The following is a 21969-nucleotide window of genomic DNA, read 5'->3' as shown; positions in this document are numbered from 1 at the left end:
ATATGCCCCTGTCAAGTTACCATTTCATACATTTAATAGAAAAATGTAAGACCTGAATAAACTTCTGATTTGCTTAAAACAAAGAAAAACGATAGTAAAATGCTGATAATAAGCAAATTAAACTATTTTTTACACTATTTAAATCCCAAAATTCATGAGGACTGTTGTGTAACAGCAGGTTATTTATGAGGAAAATATTCCCCGGAAAATCCCTTTTATATCCATTACCTTTTTCAGATACATTTCCAAAAGAGAATATTCAGAAGACATAACCACTTACTAAGTAGATGTAAAAAGGTGTATTTTTGATTGATTAACACCAGCTATAAAGTGGATGGCCTTAACAAAAACATAATATGTTTAATCAAAAACAGTCGTTTACTTTTGTCAAAAAACAATAGCTTATGTATCCAATCAAACTAGTCGTTTTCGATATGGCCGGCACAACGGTTCAGGACAAAAAAGAAGTGGAAACCTGCTTTGCCAAAGCATGTGAATACGTTGGACTGAATGTTTCGGCTGAACGAATCCTGGCCTTGCAGGGCTACTCAAAAATTGAGGTTTTCAAAATGCTTTGGGAAGAAAAAACAGGTAAAGACCACCCCGAATATGACGAAAACGTAATTTATTCCTATGACTACTTCCGGATGATTCTGGAAGAACACTATCGCAAGCACGAGGTTCTTCCTACCGAGGGTTGTCTGGAAATATTTGATTTCTTACGTAAGAACAATATAAAAATAGCACTCACTACTGGTTTCTATCGAGTAGTTACCAATATTATTCTTGATAAATTAGGCTGGCTTGACGGGCTGGAATATAATTATGTGAATACATCAGGTAAATCTGTAATTGATGTATCCATTGCCAGCGATGAAGTACCGAAAGGACGCCCTGAGCCTTATATGATACAAAAGGCTATGAAACTTACGGGCGTAGTCGATTCTTATGATGTTATCAATATTGGCGATACGCCTTCCGACCTGAAGTCTGGTGTGCGGGCGGGCTGCCGTTTATCTTTGGGCGTAGTAAATGGCACACATACCCGGGAACAATTAACCTTTTTACGCAACGACGGCCTGCTGGATTCTCTGAAAGATCTAAAAGACATCATTATCAATCTGGGTGTTCTCAATGAAGCATAAATGAAAAATTTCGATATAGCAATTGTAGGCGGGGGCATTATGGGAGCATTTCATGCTTACCACGCCGCTAAAAAAGGCAAAAAGGTACTTATCATAGAAAAAGATAACTTTCCGGTCAGCTCTACTGTCCGTAATTTCGGGCAGGCGGTACCATCAGGTTCTGCCGGCAAATGGTTTGATTATGGCCGCAGGAGCCTTGAGATATATAAGGATATCCAAAGCCAGTTCGATATATCTGTCAGAAAAAACGGAACCATCTACATTGCTTCAGACGACACCGAATGGCAATTGGCCAATGAGTTGTATGCTATTCATCAAGGCTGGGGGTATGAATGTACGCTACTATCGAAAAGACAATGTCTGGATTTATATCCGGAGCTTAAGCAGGACTACGTACGCGGAGCTATCTATTATCCCAACGAAGTAAGCGTAGAGCCAAATCTTCTTATTTATAAAGTTCTGCAATACTTACAGGAGCAACTACAGGTTACGTATCTTACCAACACCAGTGTGATTGATTGTACGGAACAATCGGGCAGTGTGACCCTAACTACAAGCGGAAACAAACAATACATGGTCGATAAAGCCATTATCTGTAGTGGATATGTATTTAATCTGCTTTTTCCGGAGATATACGCGCAAAGCGGCATGATCGTCAGTAAATTACAAATGCTGCAGACCGTACCCATGACCAACGTTTCAATCAAAGGCAATATCCTTACAGGTCTGTCTATCCGCCGCTATGAGTCTTTTGAGCAATGCCCTTCATTCAGCAACATAACCACTCCTGAGCATTATGCTGAACTGAAAAAATGGGGTATCCATATTTTGTTCAAACAAGCCGTTGACGGTTCCATTATCATCGGTGACTCGCATGAATATGCGCCCGTTGGCCGCACCGATGAACTCGGCTTTGATACCAAAAACCATATCAACGAGCTTATGCTGAAAGAAGCCGAGCGTATTATGAGTTTTCCGGTACGGAAAATCGCTCGTGCCTGGGCCGGGTTTTACGCCCAACACCCCAACGATATTTTTGAATATGAGGTAAGCCCCAATATCCATATCCGCACCGGTATCGGTGGTAAAGGTATGACTACCAGTGCCGGCTACGCCGAAAATACAATTGCGTCGCTTCTATAATCCGGCGTGGCATGTATTTATGTGCCACGTTTAAAACTCCTCCTGCTAAAGTTTATAATTTAATTCTCCGGTTTATACCTTTCTTTTGAACGCCCCTCTTAATTTTGCAGCTCAAAAATTTCCATTCATTAATAATCCATTTAGAATATGTCAGCTTGGTATCAAGGAAAGATTCGTTATCAGATTGTAGACGAAAAAGACAAAACTGTGAAAGTGACCGAAGTATATTTAGTAGATGCCGTGTCTTATACCGATGCCGAAGCCAGAATCTACGCCTCTGTAGCAGCCAATGTACCCGAATTCCATTTGTCAGGGCTTGCCCGCCGGAAATTCCAGGAGGTTTTCTTCGTGGAAGACGGTGCCGAAACCTGGTTTAAGGTAAAAGTAAACTTTATGAGTTTTGATGAAAAAACACAAAAGGAAAAACGTACACCGTTTAATATGCTTATCAACGCGGCCAATCCCTCAGATGCCTACAATCTGATTTCTGAAAGGCTCGGTAGTGTGGAAGATTACCAGATTACCGATATCAACCTGACCAACATTCTGGAGGTAATACCTTATGATGAAGTTGATGAAAAGCTTAAAAACGGCAATTTCAAACCGGTGGCAGAGCTATCAGTCAATTGATTCTGATTCTTGCATAAAGTAAAATGGTCCTTTCTGCTAACTGAAAGGACCATTTTTATTACCGGCTCTTAGTCTTACACCATTTCTGATTCAGGAGATAACTTCCACCAGAGCCTACCGTTTAAATGCTTGTTCGTAAAATAAATGAGTTGTATAACTAGTAAAACAAACGATACGAATGAAATAATATAGCTGAAAGTGATGAGCACATTTACGAACGAAATCTGTTTCAGGAAAAACTCGCGATAGAGCAAAAGTGACACACTACCCAGATAGCCGATGGCATCGCAGATATATACAAGAAAGCCTACATTGCCCCGTGCTTTGAACAAGGCTATCAGACGCTCGAAAACAACGGTCTGTATGAGCAGATAGGGCAGAAACAATCCGATTCCTAAACTCAGCATCCACAATTTTGCCGAAATTAACTGTTGCTGAAACGCCCACGTACTACCTCCGCAGGCAATCACGGCTATCATCATCATTAATGTAAAAGTCAGGTAAGAGCGAAAGTTATTGCGTATAAAGGCTATCAACGCTATCAGGCTCACTACCACTAACCCTATGGTGGTTTCTATTTGCGAGAAGATAATCTTGCTAAATCCAGGTTCAATCTCCCGCCATACTTCTACGGCAAAATTATCCCGGAAATCGCGCATCGTAGCCATCAGCAGATACATACCTACAAAGCAGAATAACCCTATTCCAAATTCTTTTACAATTCTGTTTTTATCATCGTTTGTCATGGCAACGCGCTTGTTGCGAAGCTTCAGATCTTCTTCATTAGGCGGTGGTATCTGTGCCAGCATCCAGACAAAAAACAAGAAAAACGGCAGAAAAACAAGCCCGATTATATAAGGTAACTGAAACTCGTCAAGACTGAAGGTTTCCTGCAGATAAAGATATATGGTCTTCAATACACCGGATGTCATCACCAGATTCAGGCTTAACCCCAGCGCCAGAAACTCCGTCAGTTTCCGGCCTTCCAGATAACTGAAAATCACTCCCCAAACCATTCCCAACGGCAAGCCGTTCAGAAACAGGAAAAGAAAATTATAAGGGAAAGCCACAAATCCAAATGCCAGTAGGGCTATTTCTGCAAAGGCTATCAGGCCGATAATCAACCCTATGCGGCTTTTTGCTTTCAGTTCGGCAATTACCTTTATTCCGATAATCTTAGACAGCATATAGCCAAATACCTGCGCTATAATCAGAATACTTTTATAGCCCATACCCCACAGCTCATAATTTTCATAAAGTCCGGTTGTAAAAGGCTTACGGAAGGCGTACATGCAAAAATAGGTACCAAAGGCAGCAATGATACACCAGACTATGAGCAACAATTCAGATTTTTCCAGGATTTTCTTCACAGGTTACCTCTCTTAAATGAACCTGTAAGTTCGATACCCAATGTAAACTCAGCGTTACGTCAATATTAAATAACACCACTGTAGAATTAATTCCTCATACCCTATACGTAGCAATCCCCACAACCAGTTATCTTGCCCTATATTCTCATCTATCAACACGCTAAATCAACTGGCTGAAGTTTTTACCTTTAAGTATAAGTACTAACTAACTTCAATACACATTAACAATTACAAAAATGGATATCAGCTCTATAAAATTACCTGTTTACCTTAAGCTGGCCCAAATCGTTATGGGTATACTAGCCTTCTTTTTTATACTGTATGTGGGGCAAAATATTATAATCCCTTTCATACTAGCTATTGTTACAGCTATTGTGCTTAACCCGATTGTTAATTTTTTATGCGGCAAAAACATTAACAGAATAGTATCCATCAGTCTTGCTATTCTGGCCGGTTTTATTCTCATAGCCGGGGTTATGTTCTTCATAGGTTCACAGCTGGTTATGTTCAGTGATTCCTTTCCACAGTTTAAAGAGAAATTCGACGGATTTACACAAGATGCTGTCAACTGGATTTCGCAAACATTTGGTCTGAGCAAAACCCGAATTCAGGAGTTGTGGGGGAATTTAAAAAACGAAGGATTGAAAAACGGCACAGTGGTTGTGACCAAAACATTGGGTGCTATGGGCAATGTACTTGCATTGTTTGTGTTGTTACCCGTTTATATTTTTCTGATTCTTTTCTATAAGCCGTTACTGCTCGAATTCATTGCCATGCTTTTTCAGAATGCTAAGAAACGAATCGTTGAAGAAGTGCTTTTTGAAACCAAAGCGCTGATTCAGAGTTATCTGATAGGCCTGTTGATAGAAGCCGTTATAGTGTCTACTCTTATCTCGGTAGGCTTATTAATTCTGGGTATACAGTATGCCGTTCTGATGGGAATCATCGCTGCACTGCTAAACCTGATACCTTACATTGGCAACATGATAGCCATGGTTTTTCCTATTACTATGGCGCTTACGAACAAAGAGCCGTCTTATATACTATGGGTCATTCTGTTGTTTTCGGTTGTGCAGTTTATAGACAATAACCTGATTGTACCCCGAGTTGTAGCCAGCAAAGTAAAAATAAATGCGCTTATTTCTATTATGGTTGTACTTATCGGTGGGGCTTTATGGGGTGTAGCAGGCATGTTTCTCTCTATACCATTGACAGCCATTCTGAAAGTGATTTTCGATAGAATAGACGACCTGAAACCGTTCGGCTTCCTGATAGGCGATAACCAACCACGGGTAGGTAAAGTAGTTTTCAATTTTAAGGGGCTGGAAAAGAAGACAAAGACGAAAGATAAGTGAGTGAGGCCACAAGCGCCGCTTTTCAGTACCTGGCAAAATAAGATACTCGTACAATTAACACCTATATACGAATATCTTTATATTTGTGCAGTAAAAACCTAAAAGCTGTGCTACGCTATCATAATGAGAACACTTATACTAACCTCAATTGCCTGTATTTTAACGATTCAACTTTTTGCTCAGGAAATTTACACCCCTGCACAAATTATAAACCTGCAAGGTGATACTTTACAAGTATTGCTGTCTAACTTCACATCGAACAAAGAAATATCTTACAAAAAGAATCAGGGAGAAAAAGCAGTTGTAGTCACCCCGGATAAAATTAAAGGGTACATTGTGAACAACAACACTTATTTATCAAGGCACGTCAATATTTCTGCCTTTAAGATCAATAAAACGCTTACAGATTTCTCATTTATGATTAATCGCCATTTCCTTGAAAAGGATAAAAACGCCAAACCCCGTAATGATAGTCTTTATTTGCAATTACTGGTAAGAGGAAAGATTAATCTTTATAAGCTGATTTCATTTGATGAAATAGACAAATTCTATGTAGAAAGAGCCGGAAAAATACACGAACTCCCTCCTATTTACCACGAATTTATAGCTGATAGCACTTTTAACTATGGTTATTTTGTACAAAATGGTGTCTATAATAAAGTTCCGCTTTTCAGAGGTACATACATGGAAAGAAAAAGTTATGTTGATACGCTGATGTATGTAATGACAACTGAAGAGTTTTATACAAAAAACTCCTTAAGGAGATCTTTGCAAGACAGGAAAGCCCTGCAAGAAATAAAATATGAAGCAGATGATCTCATTAAATTATTGGCAAAATACAATGAAGACTATCCGGAAGAATCGGAAGTTACCTACAAAAAGAATAAGCTAGGTAAGATATATATAGGCATAACTATTGGAGATGTAATGCCATTGAAAGATTACTATAATATTGAGGGACGAAAAATAAATGCCTCAAAAACACTGACTTATAATATTTTTGCGCTGATTCCTACTTATGGAAAAAACCGCAATCTTTTTTACAAAGTAGGACTACATCAGGCTAATTACGACTTTACCGGAAGCAATGGCAAGGTTTCATATCCTGTAAGCCGGCAATTAACATCTATCGCGCTCGGGCTCAGATATGCCGGATTAAAAGGATATTTTCGACCATATATGGGTTGGGCAATGACATACACTTCGCAAAAAGCCAATAGCCTCAAAGTTGAAGATGGGTTCCCCATGCTTTTTGAATTTGGTGGCCTTGTACCTATACGCAAAGTAAATCTTATGCTGCAAGCTAATTTCTCACCAATCTTAGCTAAGCAAGCTGGTTTTCAGTATTTCAGTTATAGTGCCGGCCTAATGTTTTAAACAAATGTTATTCCGTTAACTTCATTAATATTCTAATAACAAATCTATTACTTATACAAAAGAAAAAGTCAGAAGCAACGCCTCTGACTTTTCTGATTTAACACCAATATGAATCTGCTGATTCAATTCTCAACCAAAGGCTGATAGTCTTTTAGTTGTTAAACTAATGTCTTTTTATTGTATAGATTTAGAAGTGGGAGCAACCCATTCGTTTTGCTTTTTATCGTAAACCAGAGTGGCATCAGGCCATTCTACATAATGTTTCATAGGTAGATATTTATCCAGATTCCCGTTTTTCACAAGCTCCTTAAACAAAAACTTTCCGCGCTCTTTTACCAGCTTTTCATCTAAATGGGGCGTGTTTACCACCTCTTCGAAATCGGTCGGCATCAGGTTTTTATTCAACTTGTAACGGCCAATCACGCCACGTTTGTAAGGCAAATTTCCTGCGGGGCGTATCACAAAAAAATAATGAGTGCTATCCTGACTTATGTAATAATTTTCAATACTGAATTTTGGTAGAACAGCAACATAGAAATTCCTGAATCGTGGCTGGAATCTTGTTTGATTGCTTGATTGAGGGGCCTTACTATAAATATAAGTTATGATATTTGTCAGTAAAGTATCTTGTTGTGCTTTATCAAAATAGGTATTCACGTTGTATTTGTCTGGTTGGCATGATATGACAGTCAGACAAACAACTATCAAAAAACTCCTTTTCATATTATATTGGTGTTGAGATAAAAATGAAAAGAACAAGGAGAAGGTATTCCTTACCCCTTGTTCTTTCAGAGAACCATTACTTAATATATACTATCGAGCTCGGGTTAAATTCAGCCCACGTAGCTGTCCAGTCTGTATCTTTAAATGCACCTACGTAATCAGTTGCAGTAAAGAATGCAGGTAATGTATTAGCTGTAGTACCTTTAGTTAAAGCATCTGCTGCAGTAGTTGTGATAGTAAAGGTAGGACGACCTGTACCAAACACTGTGTTGCTGATACCTGTAGTTGACCATGCAGTAACAGTTTTGTTACCAGGCAAGCTTGCAAACCATGCTGATGGCTTTACTGTACCAATTATCAAATCAGCTGCAGGAGTTGCAGTGTTGATATCACGCACCGCAAACCCTTGTGGTTGTGTAGCGGCACCTTGTCCGTAACCGTTAGTTCCCCAACCTGTTACACCGGCCAATACCACGTTGTTCAATACCAATGAACCGGCGTTTGCGTTAGCAGCTGTAGTAGAACCGTCAACAAAAATACCATTAGGGAAACCAGTTACAAATGTATTGTATACTTTGATTTTGTTGTTACGACGTAAGTGCATACCATTTTGGAACAAAGTACTGATGAATGTCTCCTGGCTTTGTTTTGCACCTATCAATGAAACGTTAACCAAAGTTGGCGAAGTGAAAGGCTCAGAAGCTGTTCCTTGTCCGTCGTTGTCAACCTCGAAACCATTCGAACCCGATTGGTCAGCATTGGTTGCACCACGAAGACCTACAGCGAACTGAATTAATCCTCTGTAACCATTATCCATATCGAAATCATCATCAAGCGTTCTGTACGACACCAAATATTTAGCGTTTACTGTACCACCAAACCATTCGTAAGCATCATCACCACCAAAAGATGCCTGCAAGTACTCAAGAGTAGTACCACTACCTACTGAACCAAAAGTGAATGAGTTGATCTCCTGGTTAGGGTTGATAGGTACACCGGCGTATTCAACGCGTACATATTTCAAGCTACCAGAGTTATCAGCGTCATCGCTTCCACCATGCCAGCCTTTATAGCTACCTTCCAATTGAGCAGAACCGCCAGGTAGGTTGTTTTTCGCTTTACCGCAAATTACCAAACCACCCCAGTCACCCGCTTCACGCTCACCTACACCACGCTCAGAAGTGAACACGATAGGCTCAGAAGCAGTACCGTTAGCGATGATTTTGCTACCGCGTTGGATAATCAAAGTACCTTTAGTTGAACGCTCACCGATAATAACCGTACCTGGTTCGATAGTTAAAGTACCAGTTGCTACACCAGCACCAGCGGTTTCAGTAGTATCACCACCTACGCGAACAAAACCAGATATTTTATAGATTTTGCTTTTTGTCCAAGTAATATTACCCGTCAACAAGCCTTTAACAATTACCACTTCTTTTGGAGGAACAGCCGTAACTTTTACAGTGAAAGTAACAGGGGCCGAAGCCTGATTTTTAGTATCTGTAGCAATCACAGTAAAGTTTACAGTAGTGCCAGAAGCCAGATTATCGATAGTATATTCTTTTGAATAATTATCTGACGTTGCACCGTCAGTATACGTTTTTGTATCAAATGCTGCTCCGTTTTTCAAAACAGTAAGCGTTTTCAAACCAGCAGGTGCGCTGATAGACGCTGTAACGTTTACCTTAGCACCTGGTACACCTGATGCCTCAGCACCTGCCGATGCAGTTGGCGCCGGGAAAACCTCTCCATCTTCTTTACATGCATTAAGTACAAATACAGCCGAAACTGCCATTGCACTTGCTGCAAACAATCGAGATAATTTAGAAAATTGCATAATTTTTGGGGTTTTAAATTTAAATCCTAAAATGTTTACTTAATATAATTTGTATTCGATTTGCTGTTTATTTACCACTTATGGTGTAGCTCACACCAAGTGAGAATAATCTACCCGGCTTGTACTGCTGTACGATTTCATCGTTTTTACGATCAAACTTACCGTCCTGATTACCATCCTGAAGAATTAAAGCTGCCTGATTGAAGATGTCGTTTACACCGCCTTTAATTACAAATCTGCTGCCTATGCCTTTCGAGAAAGTAAGGTCAAGCACATTTCTCGGCATTTCGTAAAGGTCAGGATACCCCTGGAAGCCTACGGCGAATATTCTTTTGCCAATTACGTTGTAGAGCACATTTACCTGGAAGTCTCTGTCCTGGTCGTTGTAGTTAATACCCGTGTTAACAATATATGGAGATTGGCCTTGCAACGGACGGTTATCTGACTGACCTACCGAACCTTCTCTTAATTTCACTTTACTTACCAATATGGTTGCGTTGAACAACACACTTACTCTATCAAGGAATTTTGAAGAGGCAATGCTCGCCAGACCTTTTTTAACCTCTATCTCAATACCTGTGCTTCTGGCACTCTGAGCATTTTTGTAAATGAATGTTTTAGCACCCAAAGAACCACTGCCCGGCTCTACTTCAATCTCAATCGGATTTTTGAAATCTTTGTGGAAAACGGCGAAACTTACCACCTCTGCCGGAGTCGGATAAAACTCCCAACGGGCATCGAAATTGTTAACTGTAGATATTTTCAGACCGGTGTACCCTTCATAAACAACGTTGAAGTCGAAGTCATAGAATGAAAACGGCGCTAACTCTCTGAACTCCGGACGGTTAACTGTTTGTCCGTAAGCTGCTCTTACCAGCATTTTTTCAGAGAAGTTGTAAGAAAGATTGGCTGATGGAAGAATACTTAACACCGGGTTTTTCACTGCTACTTTAGCTCCACCTATAAAAGCACTTTCCAGATTCTGTGTATTGTCTTCTGCTCTTACCCCACCAATAATATTCAATTTTTTAGTAAGTGGTATGTTCGCATTGGCATAGTAAGCTAATAATTTGTTACCGGCCGTGTATGAGTCATTCGGGTTAGTCTGCTCGTCAATTCTGATACCGTTGGTATTGTTAATATTATTGAAGATGACATCAATCGGCGCTGTGAACAGCTCACCGTTGAAATTCGAGCCACGTACATAACCAAGGTTTCTACCATTGAAACTACGGTCTTTTTTCTCATAGAATACTCCCGCTTTCAATTCCATTTCGGTATCCTTCTCTTTCGAAAGCGTTATCTTCTGGCTGATATTCAATGCACCTGTATATCCGTTTTCAATCATTTTAGAATACCATCTACCCAGGAAGAATGCCTGTGCAGTACCGACCGGAATATACACCGACTTAACACCACTTACAGCATCCACATCAGAGCGGTATCTGCGATAATCCGGTTGGTCACGATAAGAGTTATTGTAACCAATTACCCAATCAATAGTAGTTTTGCCTTTGGCAAGTGTATGCTTTCCGGTCAATTGGCCGGTGTAGATACCACGATATACCTGATTGAATGAGTGGTTGTCTGGATTATAGTTGGCCTCTATGGCACGTCCTGTACGGCGTGTATAATTTGAATTGCTTAACTGATTGAAAAGGTTCTTGAATTCAATAGAGTGATTATCGTTCAAACGGAAAGCCCAGTTGTGCATGATACCCACACGGATATTACGGCTGTATTGCTGATCATTGAAATTATAAATCGGCGACTGCGTATTATTGATATTCGCGTTGAAATCGTTACGATCAATTACAAAATTGGTACGTGCATCTGAGTAGTTTACTGCTGTTACATTACCTGCTTTTACATTACCGATTGAGAATCTGTAGTTTCCTGTAATACCTATTCTTTGGTCTGGAGTAGCTGTTGAATTATTGGCAATCCATTCGTTTTTCAAAGATCTACCCGCTGTTTCTAACAAAGCAGGATTGTTTGAAATCTGACTGATATTAGCCGGGAAATACTTAGGCAGGTCATAATAACCATTGTTAAAGCCTGTCCAGTAGTTTTTCCCTTGATTAGGCTGATAGAAATCATCAAAAGTTGTATTGCTGCGGTAAGAAGTACTGTAGTCAATTACCAGTGAGTTTCTGTCTGGAATATTCTTAGTGAAGATTTTCACAAGACCGCCTGCAAATTCACCGGGTAATTCTGCTGAAGGGCTTTTGAAAATCAACATTCTGTCGATTTGTGAGCTTGGGATAATATCAAATGAAAACGATTTTACGTCCGTTTCCATACTTGGTGTAAATGCATTATGGAGCATTACGTTATTGTAACGTTGGTTCAGACCTCTGATATTGATAAATCTGTCGCCTACAATTGTAATACCCGGTACACGCTTTATCACCTGTGCTGCGTCGCGGTCAAGGGTCTTGGCAATTTGTTGTGCGGAGATCCCGTTCACAACCATTTGTGCTGCTTTTATTTCTGAAATCACCGATACTTCAGTGTTGGTCAATCGGCTCGCAGTAACTTTTACTTCCTGTAGAATAGTCTTTTCTTCTTCCAGACTCGTATTAATCTCGGTTACGCTACCATCTACCACTGAAACATCAGTAATAGCTTTGTCCTGATAAGAGACATACGTGATAACCACTTTAACTTTTCCTGCCGGAACTTTGGCTATCGAAAAGAAACCGTTGATATCTGTAACAGTCCCAAGGGTAGTACCTTCGACTTTAATAGTAGCACCAATTAAATCTTCATTGGTTTTGGCATCTTTGATTGTTCCGCGAATAGTACCCGTCTGGGCAAAGGTTATAACAGTAGCAAATAACAAAAATAGAGTAGTAGAAATTTTTCTCTTGTTCATATTGGTTTCGTGTCTTATTTTCACGGTGCAAAACTACTCTGCCAATATTAAGCAAATGTTAAGTCAATATTATGTCTTAATTATGTTTGGGTTTCCGTAAAACAAATCTTCCAACATTTTTTTTCAATAAGAACCAGGATTAAAATCATTCAATTTTACAGGTATTGTAACTGATGCCGCGCGTATAAACCAATTGAATGGTTTATATTTGCTGCATACAATAGATTAACCCTATGAAAAGATTTTTTTATACCTGTCTTGCTGCCCTGATGATAACAGGTCTTGTCTGTTCTGAAAGCCTGAGCCAATCTAATAACTTACCGGCTGAAAGGTTTTCTGACAAAATAAAACAAACGCCCGGCGCTTTAGTGCTTGACGTGAGAACTCCGGAGGAATTTTCAAAAGGGCATTTAAAAGATGCCCGGAATGTTAACTGGCGAGACAATAATTTTGCGGATCAGGTAGCACAGATAAATAAGTCAAAACCTGTTTTTGTATACTGCCTTGTAGGTGGCCGTAGTGCTTCGGCAGCCTCAAAAATGAGAGAAATGGGCTTTAAAGAGGTTTACGAACTTGAAGGAGGAATCATTAAATGGAGAGCAGCAAATTTACCTGAATCAACTGATGCCGGTAATAACTCTGCAGGAATGAGCAGACAGCAATTTAATCAGTTGCTTACTTCTGACAAGCTGGTGCTGGTCGATTTCTATGCCGACTGGTGCGAACCCTGCAAAAGAATGGAGCCATACCTGAGCGAAATTGCCTCAGAAATGAAAGACAGAGTTCTGGTAGTACGTATCAATGCCGACAATAACACCAATTTATGCAAAGAGCTGAAAATTGAGGCGCTGCCTGTTTTACAAGTTTACAAAAACGGGAAATTGCAGTGGGCCAACGAAGGGTTTATCGGTAAACCGGAAGTAATAAAGCAGTTGAAATGATTTAAAGCGAGGCCTGAACCTCGCTTTAAAAGTCTTATTTTTTAGCGTTTGATGGCTCCTGGGTTAAATCCAGTTTTTCTCTTAATACTTTGCCGGAAACCACCAGTTCAATCCAATATTCTCCTTTCGGAAGTTTGTTTATAGGCAGCAACTTGGTTTGTGTGCCGAGATTCTCGAAATAACCATCAATCAGAGTCGTTATTGGTTTTTCGTTCTTATCCTTCAGTGTCAATTTTACCTTACCGGGTCGGTTAATTCTAAAAACGATTTTCCTTTGTTTGTCTATCTCTGTGGTATCTGTCTTAAAGTCTGACACCGATTTATCATCAATTGCCGTTCTTGCTTTTTGATTGTTTACAAAGGCCTGTTGTACACAACCTGCTATATCAGCCTTGAATACCGAATTCTTGTCTACTTCAAAGCCCGGCAGTAATACTATACTGTTGCCCGCTGTAAAAGAGATATCTTTAGTAGTGGCAGATACCGTGTTCTGTGCCGTAATAGTTCTGGCCGCCTTGTAGTCACCCGCGACAATTGAGTTCTTTTGTAGTGCCAGTGAATCGGTAGCACAATTGATGCTTACCCCCTTGCAATTACAATTATTATCAAATTTATCGTTTTCTGTTAGCGGATCTCCATCATCGCAGGCAGTGCCTTCAGGTGCGCATAATGACGCATTAAAGGTTATCTTACTAAAACCTGAGCAGCTGGCATCGCCCCAGTTGTCTTTTGCCGAAATGAGAATGAAACGAGCCTTTACATCATTGAAGTTCGGGCCCGCAAACCCGGCATAATCTGCACTGCCGGGTGCCTGCGGCCAGTTATAAAGTTCGCCTAATGGTTGCCAGTTAGTACCATCTAATGAGTAATCTACGTTTACCGTTTTAAAGCCCTTGGCGGTCTCACCTATTACGTTATAGTTCCATACCCGCGAATCCTGAAATAAATAATTATCAGTAAAATCATACATTATCCAGTATCTGTTGCTGGTTCTTGCAGGGTTTGGGTTGGATTTCAGCGGGCCACAAGACAACCACGACGATTCTGCCAGGGTAGTGAGATTGTCGGTCGGCTCGCAAGCATCATATACTTTGTATCTGGCCGACTCGTCCTTACAATCAGGGCCAGTACATGGCGTGCCTACGCATTCACAGTTACCATTAATTTTATCGTCGTTTGTAAACGGGTTACCATCGTCGCAGGGAGTACCCTGAGGTATACAGGCCAGTTCACACTTGTAATCAAACAAATAAAAAGCGGGTATCCGTTTCCATACTTTCTCCTTGTGAAAAGGGGTTTTCCAGTACAAATTAAAATGGTCACGGCTGTTATTTTCTTTATGCCTGATTTCATAATAATAATACTTGCCCTTTTCCAAAAGCAAAGGTCCGATTGTTTGCGAAGCTGCATTATTATGATCTGTTTCGTCAACTCCCTGCGCCACAGATGCCTTATTAGTCAGTTTGTCTTCCACAGAGTCATTCTTACTGAGATAAAAAATGGTCTGATTATCGCCGGTAATATTAAACTCATAAGTGCCCGATACCGGCACTGTCAAAAAACCCTGCACAAGGGTTCCGTAGTTATCACCTGCATAAATGGGCGTGGTAGGTAATGGGCCGTATGCTCCTTTCAGTCTTTCTTTCCTATCAGGTGCCAGCGGGAATTTCGGCGAATTTATCAGGTCGTTTTCTACGTAGCTGCCCTTTACATTGTCATAATAATAGGCTTCAACAACGCCTCTTTCACCCACGCACGGATTGGCCGTGGGAGCAACTCCCACACAATTACAAAAACCGTCCTGCTGGTCGTTAATTGTAAGCGCATTTCCATCGTTGCACGGAGTTCCGCGTTCAGGGCAAACCTGTCCGCAAGTGTATTCATAAATTGAATTAAAATCTATGATACTCCAGGTGCTGCCAGAATTTGAAGCTTTTTTCCATGATATAGTCAGGTGATCTGCACTGGTTGTTTCAAAATTGTAGGCTTCAAAATAATAATACTGCCCACCAGTCAATTGAATAGGCACGGAAGTCTGCCCGGCCTCTTTCTCCCGTTCATCCAGGCCTGAAAAAGTGGTTACTTCTGCCCTTTTTATTTTATTTGCCGGAGATTGATCGGTACTCAGAAAGAAAACTCCTTTATCGTCGCTGGTAATATTAAACAGATAGGTATCTGTTTGAGGCACTTTAATGAATCCGCGGATCATACCTGCATAATACTCGGTATAGTTTATCGGCGCTCGTGTCGAAAACAATATCTGCGAACCATCCGGTTTGTCAGGAAAACTCTCAAGTGCCGATAAATCGGTTAAATCACTAACGCCCTGTATCGCAAAATTTGTCCAGTACGACCACCTTACTTGTCCTGCCGGGCCTATACAGTTTTGTGCATAGACAGGAACAGCCGAGCTGAGCAAACCAAAAAATAATATTTTCAGCAGTATTTTCATTTATTCACTCAATAAGTTAAACACGTTTGCGGCTTATCATCTGTTGAAATGGCCGTACCATTCATATTCATGAAGCCAATAGGATAATTGCCTGAGGCGTAGCTATAGAAATTGCCGAGATTTGGTAAAACATAACATAAATCGGCCGGGCTTACACCATACCAGAGCGCCATTTCTGCATACAATTCATCGGTCGAAACCGCCGGTATGAAATTTCCTCTGAATGAAACATTCTGCGTATTACTTGCCAGATTCATGCTCGGATACGCCCCATATATTTTACCTCCATTCACGCTTCCGCCCATTACAATTGAATTACCTCCCCAGGCGTGGTCAGATCCCAGACCATTTGAGGTAACTGTGCGCGCAAAGTCAGAAATCGTAAATGTGGTTACATTTTCGGCAATACCCAATTCAACCGTAGCATCATAAAAGGCTTTCAATGCATTATTTACTATGGGTAATTTTTGATTGAGCCCTGTAATCAGGCTATCGTGCATATCCCATCCGCCAAGGTTCACAAAAAATATCTGTCTTTTGGCGCCAAGGCTGCTCCTTACACTCATTACCTTGGCTATGGCCGCCAGGTCATTTCCTAAGGATGAGTTCGGAAACTGGGTAGCCATTGCAGGAATTTTTTTCAATGCATTTCTGAAAACCTCAAAAGAAGCAACTGTACTCTTAGCCGAATTACCATAGCTTTGCTGCAGGAGATTCGCGTATGTCTGGCCTACCATACTGTCAATGGCAGCGTTTCTCAAGTCATTAATGATGCCTGTGTTATTCCACCACGACGACGGCACCATGTCAAGCCCTACGGTATTAGGATTAACATTGTTGCTGATAGAATACTCTGCAAGGCTTTCGCCTGTCTGAAAAATATTTTTACCACTTAAAGAAATATTCATCGAGATCTGGCTATTGCTGTTCCCGCTGTTCAGCAGGTCGGCTATTCTGCCACCTACTCCAAGAGCCTTTCTGCTTTGGGGTACGGATGTCTGCCATTGCATAATCTGGTCAGAATGTGAATATATCCCGTCCGGAAGTTTTTTCTGTCCGCTTTGAAATTCTGCCGCGTTTCTAACCGGTTGCACCAAAGTACCAATGTTAGACATGAACGCCAGTTTGCCACTATTGAACAAATCTCTCACGCCAGTCATGGAAGGGTGCAGGCCAAAAGAATCATAGCCACATGCAAAATCTCTAAATCCGGTGCATTGCGGGTTATTTAAGCCCAGAAGTGATGAATAAGGTATAGACAGATCTGACCGGGTTGCCGCATACTCATTATAGCCGGTGTCTCCTCCGCTATTGCCGCGAGGAACCAACAGATTATAAGAATCAAGCCCTCCTGCCAATAATACACAAACCAGTGCCTTGTAGTCTTCAGCGTTTTCTTTTTGCACAAATTTTTTATGCCCTATAGCTCCGTTTACAGAACCAAGGCTCGTGAGTGTACTTAATAATGTGGTTGCCCCCATAGCCGCACAACCCGACTGCTTTATGAAATCGCGTCTATTCATCTTTTCATTAGTTGTTTATAATATACTCGGGGGAAGCCATAATTAAATATATAGCAATTCTTACTCTTTTAAAGGCATCGTCAGTATTAGGTACACCATTGGCAAGTCTGAGCGGCATACCCATTACAGCTTTTTTTATAATATTCAGACTCCTTTCTGACAATCTTCCATGTGCCAGAACAAGGTTGTACTTATCAAGCAATTGAGTAAGCCGGTCGTCTTTGGTTAAAGGGTAGTCGGCTGTTAAATCAAATTTTGGTTTTTGTTCTGGCTTATTGGTTTCTCCGGAAAAATAGGTCATGTATTCAACAGGCTCGTCGGTAATTACCCAGCTGTTGAGGGCATTCAGATAGCCTGTCAGGCTTTGCGCATTGAGTGTCTGAAACTCCGGCCCGTATTTTTCAGTACCTTTCAGCGCACCGTCGGGCATGTAGTCAGGTGCAAAAAAATTAAATATGCTTGGTGAAAAAAGTGGCAGCTGCCCCATCTTGTCATAGGCTCTGCGCATGGTATTTCTATAGGTACCCCCCGGACTTTTCAGATTCAGCCCTTTTATTAAATTAGTATATCTGATAAAAGGCTCTTTCAGCATTCCGGCAAATTCGGTATTCCCGTTGTTGCAGCAATCCCGTGCTTCGTTATCAAGTAATATCGCTTTGATTACTGCCTTCAAATCTCCTCTTATACCACTTCCATTATCATTAAACACCCGGGCTACTCTTTCAATGTATCCGGGAGTAGGGTTAGATGTAACCAGGCGCTGGATCAGACGTCTTGAAACAAAAGGGCCGACATTAGGATGATTGAATATAATATCCAGTGCGTCTTTTATGTCTTCTTCACCCTGTTCAACAGGCCTTGCCGGTATGGTTTGTCCCAGAAAAGTTTTAGGCCCGGCCTCATGGCCGTTTACAATTCTGGGTGTGGTTGACCAGCTTCTTAAATAAGCATCGCTTGAGTCTACAGCATAAAACTTCAGCTTTTTGGTATAGCTCCAGTAGTCTTTACTTTTCTCACCCAGATAGCGGCTGTCGCCCCACGATAATCCCGTAAATACTTTTGCCAGATTCGATATATCATTATTATCATAGGTAGGAATCGACCTCCCGTTTTCGTCTTTTTTTTCTGTTCCGTTAAGATTCAACTGGAATAGCCCTATAGAAAATAATTGCATTATTTCTCTGGCATAATTCTCGTCAGGATATATCTGTTTACCCTTGTTGACATCCGTAGCATGATTGTTCATGTAGGTCAGATACACTGCCATTGCCGGGTGGAATGTAATTTTTTCAATCAATGTTCTGTAATTGGAGAAGGCATTATCAAGCAGCAGGTCATAATAACTTGCCAATGCATAAGGATTGCTATCAAAAGCTGAAACTCTTGAGGTTACGAATACTTCGCTTAAACCCAGGGAAATTCTCCAGCGCAGCAAATCAGGCGCAGTCATAAAACCCTGAAACCACGAGATATCAAAATGCTTGTCAGATAAAGAGGTATTAGATAAATTCTTTGAGGGGTCGGTTCGTCTTATCGAATCAACAATAGACTGGTGCAAATTCTGTAGATATGCTTCAATTTTAAACGAATTAGACATATCTAATTGCCGGCTAACCCATGGCTCCACACCCATAGCAACTACGTTTTCAATTTCTTCGTAGTTGGCTCCTAAGGTAGCCTGAGAAAGCAGCCTGGCTGCAGCGGTTTTATTGGGCAAATAGCCCGAACTCAATAGCGTGGTAATACCTGTTTGGTTACCGGCTTCAGAAGAAGAAGAAACGGTTACATTTTTAATATTCCCCTTACCAAAAATTATTTTTTCCTGGGCACTGGTGTGCGTGCTTAACCAAGCAAAAACAACAAATAACGGAAGGGTTATTTTAAGATGTGCTTTAATCTTCACTTCAAATAGCAACAAAAGAACCCTCATTTCAAACCAATAAATATTAATAAATAAAAATCTTTTGATGCACCGTTCACTCAATACATACGAAAGCCAAAAACTTCCATACATAGTAAGCCTAAATACAATAATTACTTATTTTCTAATTTTTGGGTTTTTTTATAATTGCGATTGATTTCAAAACGCAGTTCTGTTGTTTCTCTGATTCTAACTGGCCCGGTTGTATTTGTCTTTATTTACAAATCGGCTCCGGAATACTAATAGAGGGGTTTAAAGTGATGATTAATTTGTCTCTAAGCAAAAATAGAATAAAATTTCAAATCACCATCATTAATTTTTTAAAACTTAGGTAATATGAAATTGTTCTAAATATAATCTATGTACTTTGCTGATCAGGGCTTTCTATTTAAGGTCGTGAGGAGCCCGTCTGCATCCGGTTCCATATTTCTTCCAGAGTCTTGTCAGGCAATTCATTATTATTACGACTGTTTTTCTGAATGTAGGCAATCCGCTCGGATGTCAGCGGATGAGAGTTAAGATAGGATGTTATTTTACTCACGTTGTGTTTTTTCTCTTCTTCCTGCAAATGTTGCATCAGGCGAAGCATCCCTTGTGTATTAACACCGTTATGCGCCATGATTTGCAAGCCTTCCAGATCGGCTTCCTTTTCCATATTTCTTGAAAACCCCAATTGGTAGATGCCATCTGCCTGATTGACTAGTAGATTCCCCACTGTGCCTGAATCACCAAACACCAACGAAATAAGCAAAGAGCCGGTGAGATTCCGCGTTAATCCTTTTAAAGAATGTCTTTCCTTTATATGCGTTACTTCGTGGGCAAGCAAGGCTGTCAGTTCTTCCGATGATTTTATCCGTTTCAGCATTTCACTGAAAACCACTACATGACCGCCCGGCAAAGCAAATGCATTGACTACCTTGTTTTCAACCACCGTAAATTGTAAGGGATAATTGGTTTCAAAATTGATATTCCCGGCAAATTCGTTGAGAATTTTCGTTGCAGGTAAATCAATCTTCGTGCCCTTGATAAAGTTCTGATAGAGTTTATCACCAATTGCTATTTCGGTCGATACCGGTACTTTACCGGCAATAAAGGAAGCAAGTAGCGGCAGCAAAGCAAAATACAGTACTGCAAAAATAAACGAAACAATTGCCAGTATAATCAAAGCGCCTTTTATAATAGCACTGTATGCACTGGTCGTAACCCCCAGCTTACCTTCACGCTCTGGCAGATACCCTTTTAAAGTTTGTGCCAGTGCTGAGTCGTCCTGAAACTCCAGATACTGATGCGGAAAAGTACCATACTGCAACATGGTTTTACCTCTGCCGGAAAACGAGCTATACTCAATTTCGGAAATGGCCCATATAACTATGGTATCGCTATAAAAAATTCGCAGCGAATTTCCGAAAACTTCTATCTGCGCTTCATGAGGTTCGCTGGTCTGTCCATTATAATATATAGCGGTGTGTTGTGCCTGATTCATTACTTGCGTCTATTCCTGGTTATACATATTTATAATAGCCCTTCTTTAAGTAAATCGTGCAAATGGACAAACCCTAGCAATAAGTCGTCCTCAACCACCACCAACTGAGTAATACTTTTCTCCTGCATCAATGCCAGCGCATTTACCGCATATTCGTCGGGAGATGTAGTTTTGGGTGATACCGTCATGATATCACTCGCTTTCAGTTGATTAAAATCCTGTTGTTTATTTAGCATTCTACGTAAATCTCCATCAGTAATAATTCCCAAAAGCTTATTGTCGGCAGTGGTCACGGCGGTGGCACCAAGCAATTTTGAAGTCATTTCTAGTATCACGGCATGAAGCCCGGCATCCGGGCCTACTGTCGGCACGGCATTATTCGGATACACATCTCTTACTTTCAGATACATTTTCTTGCCCAAACTCCCTCCGGGATGATACCTGGCAAAGTCGTTGCTCGTAAAACCCCGCATTTCCAATAAACAGATGGCGAGGGCATCTCCTAATGCTAAAGCCGCAGTGGTTGAGGTAGTTGGCGCCAGATTTAAAGGGCAGGCCTCCCGCTCTACATGGGCATTCAGTACATAGTCGGCATGAGTAGCCAGATAACTTTTCTCATTGCTTACCAGAGCTATCATCTGGTTTCCGTGCATTTTCAACAATGGCACCAGTACTTTTATTTCAGGGGTATCACCACTTTTCGATATGCATAGTACCATATCTTCTTTTTGTATCATGCCCAGATCACCGTGTATGGCATCAGCAGCATGCATAAAGAGCGCAGGTGTACCCGTAGAGTTCATTGTAGCAACAATTTTCTGACCTATAATTGCACTTTTTCCTATTCCGGTCACCACAAGCCGGCCTTTAGAAGCCAAAATAGCCTCTACGCACAATTCGAATTGTTCGTTAATATAACTTTTCAAAGAAAGTATTGCTTCCGCTTCATGTTGCAAAACTTTTTTCGCAACGCTTTGTAAATTTTTTTCTAACTTCGTCTTCACTTTTCTGAGGGGGTATTTTAACAGCAAAATTAATGCTTGTTGGGTTGGCATCAAAAGAATAGTGTAATAACCATTTATATTCGAATTATATTCGAAGAATCTGATTACAACAAAACCAATTTTTAACCATTAAATGGATCCGGCAAAAAAAACCGTATCAAAAATTTGTAAAACTCAATCAAAAAAA

The 21969-nt window shown here is 40.6% G+C and carries 15 protein-coding genes; 6 read left to right on the top strand and 9 right to left on the bottom strand.

The window, feature by feature from the left end:
* The first annotated feature begins 404 nt into the window (after positions 1 to 404).
* The 3 genes from AC1RRY_RS01950 to AC1RRY_RS01940 all read left to right on the top strand — a co-directional run bounded on the left by AC1RRY_RS01950 (position 405) and on the right by AC1RRY_RS01940 (position 2918).
* Positions 405 to 1145 (top strand): HAD hydrolase-like protein, encoded by a 741-nt coding sequence (locus tag AC1RRY_RS01950; RefSeq protein ID WP_492818512.1) that lies wholly within the window; start codon positions 405 to 407, stop codon positions 1143 to 1145.
* On the top strand, positions 1146 to 2288 hold the full coding sequence (locus AC1RRY_RS01945; RefSeq protein ID WP_492818514.1) for a TIGR03364 family FAD-dependent oxidoreductase: 1143 nt from the start codon (positions 1146 to 1148) through the stop codon (positions 2286 to 2288).
* Positions 2289 to 2435: 147 nt separating this feature from the next.
* Complete coding sequence (locus AC1RRY_RS01940) at positions 2436 to 2918, top strand: DUF4494 domain-containing protein (RefSeq protein ID WP_492818516.1); 483 nt, start codon at positions 2436 to 2438, stop codon at positions 2916 to 2918.
* A gap of 74 nt (positions 2919 to 2992) precedes the next feature.
* Here AC1RRY_RS01940 and AC1RRY_RS01935 read toward each other — a convergent pair whose 3' ends face one another.
* Entirely contained in the window at positions 2993 to 4288 is a 1296-nt protein-coding gene (locus AC1RRY_RS01935; protein ID WP_492818518.1) for a DUF5690 family protein, read from the bottom strand.
* A gap of 236 nt (positions 4289 to 4524) precedes the next feature.
* Here AC1RRY_RS01935 and AC1RRY_RS01930 point away from each other — a divergent pair, with 236 nt between their 5' ends.
* Together AC1RRY_RS01930 and AC1RRY_RS01925 are read left to right on the top strand one after the other, a co-directional pair.
* Positions 4525 to 5643 carry an AI-2E family transporter gene (locus tag AC1RRY_RS01930; RefSeq protein ID WP_492818520.1) on the top strand — a complete coding sequence of 373 codons (1119 nt, stop codon included), beginning with the start codon at positions 4525 to 4527 and terminating at the stop codon, positions 5641 to 5643.
* Between the two features lie 123 nt (positions 5644 to 5766).
* Positions 5767 to 7020 carry a hypothetical protein gene (locus AC1RRY_RS01925; RefSeq protein ID WP_492818522.1) on the top strand — a complete coding sequence of 418 codons (1254 nt, stop codon included), beginning with the start codon at positions 5767 to 5769 and terminating at the stop codon, positions 7018 to 7020.
* Positions 7021 to 7194: 174 nt separating this feature from the next.
* On the opposite strand, the gene AC1RRY_RS01920 is transcribed toward AC1RRY_RS01925, so the two are convergent.
* The 3 genes from AC1RRY_RS01920 to AC1RRY_RS01910 all read right to left on the bottom strand — a co-directional run bounded on the left by AC1RRY_RS01920 (position 7195) and on the right by AC1RRY_RS01910 (position 12458).
* Positions 7195 to 7743, bottom strand: a complete 549-nt coding sequence (locus AC1RRY_RS01920) for a hypothetical protein (RefSeq protein ID WP_492818524.1) — start codon at positions 7741 to 7743, stop codon at positions 7195 to 7197.
* 76 nt (positions 7744 to 7819) lie between these two features.
* Complete coding sequence (locus AC1RRY_RS01915) at positions 7820 to 9580, bottom strand: beta-helix domain-containing protein (RefSeq protein WP_492818526.1); 1761 nt, start codon at positions 9578 to 9580, stop codon at positions 7820 to 7822.
* Positions 9581 to 9647: 67 nt separating this feature from the next.
* Positions 9648 to 12458 carry a TonB-dependent receptor gene (locus AC1RRY_RS01910; protein WP_492818528.1) on the bottom strand — a complete coding sequence of 937 codons (2811 nt, stop codon included), beginning with the start codon at positions 12456 to 12458 and terminating at the stop codon, positions 9648 to 9650.
* A 233-nt stretch (positions 12459 to 12691) separates the two neighbouring features.
* Here AC1RRY_RS01910 and AC1RRY_RS01905 point away from each other — a divergent pair, with 233 nt between their 5' ends.
* Entirely contained in the window at positions 12692 to 13399 is a 708-nt protein-coding gene (locus AC1RRY_RS01905; protein ID WP_492818530.1) for a thioredoxin domain-containing protein, read from the top strand.
* 34 nt (positions 13400 to 13433) lie between these two features.
* Here AC1RRY_RS01905 and AC1RRY_RS01900 read toward each other — a convergent pair whose 3' ends face one another.
* The 5 genes from AC1RRY_RS01900 to AC1RRY_RS01880 form a co-directional block, all read right to left on the bottom strand.
* A complete protein-coding gene (locus AC1RRY_RS01900) occupies positions 13434 to 15851 on the bottom strand; it encodes a 3-coathanger stack domain-containing protein (RefSeq protein ID WP_492818532.1) in 2418 nt (805 codons plus the stop codon).
* Between the two features lie 8 nt (positions 15852 to 15859).
* Positions 15860 to 17374, bottom strand: coding sequence for a DUF1501 domain-containing protein (locus tag AC1RRY_RS01895; RefSeq protein WP_492818534.1), 1515 nt, complete (start codon positions 17372 to 17374; stop codon positions 15860 to 15862).
* A 7-nt stretch (positions 17375 to 17381) separates the two neighbouring features.
* Positions 17382 to 19304, bottom strand: coding sequence for a DUF1800 domain-containing protein (locus tag AC1RRY_RS01890; RefSeq protein ID WP_492818536.1), 1923 nt, complete (start codon positions 19302 to 19304; stop codon positions 17382 to 17384).
* Between the two features lie 379 nt (positions 19305 to 19683).
* On the bottom strand, positions 19684 to 20778 hold the full coding sequence (locus tag AC1RRY_RS01885) for a M48 family metallopeptidase (protein ID WP_492818538.1): 1095 nt from the start codon (positions 20776 to 20778) through the stop codon (positions 19684 to 19686).
* Positions 20779 to 20807: 29 nt separating this feature from the next.
* Positions 20808 to 21833: a KpsF/GutQ family sugar-phosphate isomerase gene (locus tag AC1RRY_RS01880; RefSeq protein ID WP_492818540.1), complete on the bottom strand. Its 1026-nt coding sequence runs from the start codon at positions 21831 to 21833 to the stop codon at positions 20808 to 20810.
* Positions 21834 to 21969 lie beyond the last annotated feature (136 nt).

The sequence above is a fragment of the Emticicia sp. GW821-FHT11C11 genome, from assembly GCF_058808615.1.
Note: the sequence above shows the minus strand (reverse complement) of the source record. Positions and strands in the feature narration are given on the sequence as shown.